Origin of the sequence: Guyparkeria sp., assembly GCF_046540515.1 — a bacterium.
In the GTDB taxonomy this organism is placed as follows: domain Bacteria; phylum Pseudomonadota; class Gammaproteobacteria; order Halothiobacillales; family Halothiobacillaceae; genus Guyparkeria.
The window spans coordinates 1-4,209 of record NZ_JBKHFB010000106.1; the positions used below are offsets into that span (position 1 = coordinate 1).

Here is a 4,209-nt window from a genome sequence, read left to right on the forward strand (position 1 = left end):
AGAAAAGGGCGCGTCGAGACGCGCCCTTTTTCACATCGAACTCGCGTACGCGCCGCGAGCGACCCTACCAGGATTTGTACGGCAGGAACTTGCCGTTCATGGTGATCACGACGCGATCGCCGGCAGGGTTGGCCTCGCGATCGATGTCGAGCGAGAAATCGATCGCGCTCATGATGCCGTCGCCGAATTCCTCGTGGATCAGCTCCTTCATGGTCGGACCGTAGACGCCCACTACCTCGTAGAGGCGATAGATCAGCGGATCGGTGGGCACCGTCTGCTCCCAGATCTTCATGGGACAGGCCTCGATGGCGGCCTTGGCCTCGGCCGGCAGCTCGAGGATGGCGATCAGCTTGTCGGCAAACTCGGGCTTGAGGCTGTTCATGCCCAGGCACGCCGAGGTGACGAAGGTCGGCGACAGCCCCACCCCGCTGGCGATGTCGGCCCAGGTCAGGCCCAGCTCGGTCTTCTTTTCCAGGATCAGGTCGGTCAGTGCTTGCTTGGTCATCATGTCGGCATCTCCGTCGAGGGGTCACGTTGGATTGACTTCGTGGCCGGCAATGGCCACTGACCCTGTCTTTACAAGAAGCCTGCCAAGGGTGCGTTTCAACGTGTTTTCAGGGGGTTGGACGATCCTGTCGGCCTCCGGCCAGCCAAGGGACGGACATTGTCCACCTCCAGCCGCACGATCACCGGACATTGTCCGACAGTGTGCGCCCCGCCATGGGGCGACCCGAGAAGAATTCACGGCAAACGCCGCCGTGACGCCATTTCCGTTTGTTGGCACAGCCTCTGCAATGCAGTAGGCGACGACGGGACTCGCCCTTAAGAGTTCCCACCCACGTCCAAGCCAATCTGACAAACGGAGTGAATCCACATGAGCACAGAAACCGCCCAACCCGTCGCCCCGTCCTGCATCCGCCAGGCGATCAAGGAAATCGACGCCGACGGCCTCAAGGCCCTGGGCGAGAAGGGCAAGGCCAATCCGGATGCGGTGGTCACCCTCAAGGCGAAGACCGTCTGCGAAGGTCGCTTTCGCAACCTGACCTACATCCGCGACCTCGACCCGGTCGTGGTCGACGAGCCGCCGCACCTCCTCGGTGACGACACCGCCCCGAACCCCTCCGAGGCCACCCTGGCCGCTCTGGGCGCCTGTCTGGCCGTCGGCGTGCATGCCAACGCCACCGCCCGCGGCATCAAGATCAGCAAGCTCGAGCTGGACATGGAAGCGGACATCAACGTCACCGCCGTCTGGGGCACGGGTGACCTCGACGAATCCAAGCCGCTGGGCTTTACCGCCATCCGCGTCTACTTCGACGTCGAGACGGTCGACCCGATCAGCCAGGAAGACCTGCAGGATCTGCTCGACACGGCCGAGAAATGGTCGCCGGTGGCCAACACCATGACCCGTCCGGTCGACCTCTCCTGTCACCTCGCCTGATCACCGAGACGTCATCCAATCGGCCCGGTCCGCCGGGCCCCCTTACGGAGATGATCCAATGAATCTCGCAACCCACGATCCGGTGGCGGCCCGAACCGGCGTCGCCCCGCCCGAGGTACCGACCTTTCTGAAGACCGAGCCGGCCCCCGATCTCGACACGATCATCCGTCGCTCGCTCAAGCCCAAGGTGATCGCGATCGACCATGGCGAATACCCCGCCGACATCCTGCACGAAATCGGTGCAGCCGGTGCCTATCGCCACCATCTCGCGACCCAGAATCCCGGCGGCATGGACATCGCCGCGGCCATCGACGACATGGACCGCATCTCGGCCGAGTGCATGTCCACCGGCTTCATGACCTGGTGCCAGGACGCCGTGGCCTGGTACGTCGAGAATTCCGACAACCAGCACCTCAAGGACACCGTCCTGCCGAAACTGGCCAGCGGCGAACTGCTCGGCGGCACCGCGCTTTCCAACCCGATGAAGTACTTCGCCGGCATCGAGGACATCCTGCTGCACGCCGAGGAGACCGACGACGGTTTCATCGTCAATGGCCAACTGCCCTGGATCTCGAATCTGGGCGAATCGCACGTCTTCGGCTCGATCTTCCGCGTCGAGGGCGACAACCCGCGTGACGTGATGGCACTGGTCCACACCGACACCCCCGGATTCGAGTTCCGGCAACTGGTCGAGTTCTGCGGCATGGAGGGCACCGGCACCTACGCCCTGTTCTTCAAGGATGTCTTCATCCCCAGGAGCCAGATCCTCGCCGATCCGGTCGGCCCGTTCCTGCAACGCATCAAGGCCGGCTTCGTCCTGCTGCAGGCGGGCATGGCCACCGGCGTGATCGAAGGCTGCATCCGACTGTGCGAGGAGGTCGAGCCGCGCCTCGGTCACGTCAACTGCTATCTCGACGACCGGCCCGAGGAACTGCGCGAGGCCCTCGATGATGCCCGCGCGCTGGTACGCGAACTGGCGACCGACGTGTACAACCCCGACCCGGCCTACTTCCGCCAGGTACTGGAACTGCGACTGGCCGGCTCCGAGCTCGCCCTGCGCGCGGCCAACAGCGCGATGCTGCACACCGGCGCGAACGGGTACCTCGTCGACGCCCCGGCCCAGCGCAAGCTGCGCGAGGCCTACTTCGTCGCCATCGTGACCCCGGCGATCAAGCACCTGAGGAAGGAAATCGAGGCGTTGATCGACTGAGACGATGACTCCCTTGCCAGCCCCACTGCCCGACCGCAACGACGGGCGCCGCGCCCCGGGCCGCCCGGGACCGGCCCTGCTGGCCACGCTCCTGCTCGTCTCGCTCGGCTTCCAGACCATCGACGCGACCCGACCCAAGCACGAGCCACGTCCCCCAACCGTGTACGAAACGAACGAGACCAAGGTGACCCGCCATGAACACGCCTGAAGAAGACATCCGCTGGATCTGCACCGTCTGCGGCTGGATCTACGACGAGGACGAGGGCGACCCGGACAGCGGCATCGCGCCGGGTACCCGCTTCGAGGACATCCCCGACGACTGGTACTGCCCGCTGTGTGGCGTCACCAAGGCCGACTTCATGCCGCTGCACGAGTACGCCGCGCAACGTGCCGCCCAGAGCGACGCGCCACGACCGCGTGCCGCCCGTGGCGGGGTGGGCGGGCCCGATTCGGTGGTCATCGTCGGCGCCGGTATCGCCGGCTGGACGCTCGCCGAGCAGCTGCGCGCCCGCGACCCGGACCGCCCGATCACCCTGATCAGCAACGACGAGGCCGCCTCCTACACCAAGCCCGGCCTGTCGATGGCCATCTCCCAGGGACGGGCACCGGCGGATCTCATCGAGCAGAGCGGGCCGGCCAAGGCCGCCGAACTGGGCATCACCTTGCAACCGAACACCTCGGTGCTGGCGCTGAATACCGCCGCCAGGCGGCTGCTGACCACCCGCGGGCCGGTGCACTACGGCGATCTCGTGCTCGCAGTCGGCGCCCGCCAGCGCTTCCGTCCCTTCGACGGCGATGCCGCCAACCGCATCACCCGCCTCAATCACCTGGCCGCCTACCAGCGCCTGCGCTCGCGTCTCGATGACGAGCCACGCCACCTGACCATCATCGGCGCCGGCCTGATCGGCGTGGAGCTGGCCGAGGACCTCACCGCCGGCGGGCATCAAGTCACCCTGCTCGATCTCGGCGAGCACATGCTCGACCGGCTGGCGCCCGCGCCGCTGGGCCGGGAACTTGAACAGCATCTGGCCGCCAAGGGCGTGGACTTCCGCCCGGGCACCAGCCTCGCGCGTGTCGACCATGCCGACGGCCGGTTGCGGGTGACGCTGACCAATGGCGGCGAGATCGACACCGACGAGGTCATCTCCGCGATGGGCCTGGTGCCCAACACCGACCTGGCCCGACGTGCCGGACTGGTGACCAACCGCGGCATCCTCGCCTCGGCCGAGACCATGCAGACCAGCGATCCGCATGTCTACGCCATTGGTGACTGCGCCGAGATCGGGGGCAACAGCTATTTCTTCATCGAGCCGATCCGTCGCATGGCCGAGACGGCCGCCGCCGCCCTCGACGGCGATTGTCTGCCCTTCGAACACCGCCCCGCCAGCATTCGCGTCAAGACACCGAGCCTGCCGATCATGCTCTGTCCGCCGGATCGCCGGCTTGCCGATCTGGGCCACTGGACGCCCCAGCGCGTCACCGACGGCCAGCGCAACGACTTCGTCAGTCGCGGCCAACTGGCGGGTTACGCGCTCGCCGGCAAGGCGGTATCCGAACACGA

Annotated in this window: 5 protein-coding genes; 4 read left to right on the forward strand and 1 reads right to left on the reverse strand. The window is 66.3% G+C overall.

Annotation, left to right across the window (positions count from 1 at the left end; all coding sequences use genetic code 11):
- Positions 1-64: 64 nt before the first annotated feature.
- A complete protein-coding gene (gene cynS, locus ACLFRM_RS09110; RefSeq protein ID WP_410755425.1) occupies positions 65-508 on the reverse strand; it encodes a cyanase in 444 nt (147 codons plus the stop codon).
- 366 nt (positions 509-874) lie between these two features.
- On the opposite strand from cynS, the gene ACLFRM_RS09115 reads away from it, so the two are divergent.
- From ACLFRM_RS09115 to ACLFRM_RS09130, 4 genes are all read left to right on the forward strand, one after another.
- Positions 875-1,438 (forward strand): OsmC family protein, encoded by a 564-nt coding sequence (locus ACLFRM_RS09115; protein WP_410755426.1) that lies wholly within the window; start codon positions 875-877, stop codon positions 1,436-1,438.
- 58 nt (positions 1,439-1,496) lie between these two features.
- Positions 1,497-2,648: an acyl-CoA dehydrogenase family protein gene (locus tag ACLFRM_RS09120; protein WP_410755427.1), complete on the forward strand. Its 1,152-nt coding sequence runs from the start codon at positions 1,497-1,499 to the stop codon at positions 2,646-2,648.
- A 13-nt stretch (positions 2,649-2,661) separates the two neighbouring features.
- The gene (locus ACLFRM_RS09125; protein WP_410755428.1) at positions 2,662-2,856 is read left to right on the forward strand and encodes a hypothetical protein; all 195 of its coding nucleotides are present in this window, start codon (positions 2,662-2,664) and stop codon (positions 2,854-2,856) included.
- The coding region (locus tag ACLFRM_RS09130; protein ID WP_410755429.1) for an FAD-dependent oxidoreductase at positions 2,843-4,209 on the forward strand (1,367 nt) is incomplete at its 3' end. The genes ACLFRM_RS09125 and ACLFRM_RS09130, both read left to right, overlap by 14 nt.

Coding starts and splice junctions, on each gene's coding strand:
- ACLFRM_RS09115 (WP_410755426.1), top strand. CDS start 875: ATGAGCACAGAAACCGCCCAACCCGTCGCCCCGTCCTGCATCCGCCAG.
- ACLFRM_RS09120 (WP_410755427.1), top strand. CDS start 1,497: ATGAATCTCGCAACCCACGATCCGGTGGCGGCCCGAACCGGCGTCGCC.
- cynS (WP_410755425.1), bottom strand. CDS start 508: ATGATGACCAAGCAAGCACTGACCGACCTGATCCTGGAAAAGAAGACC.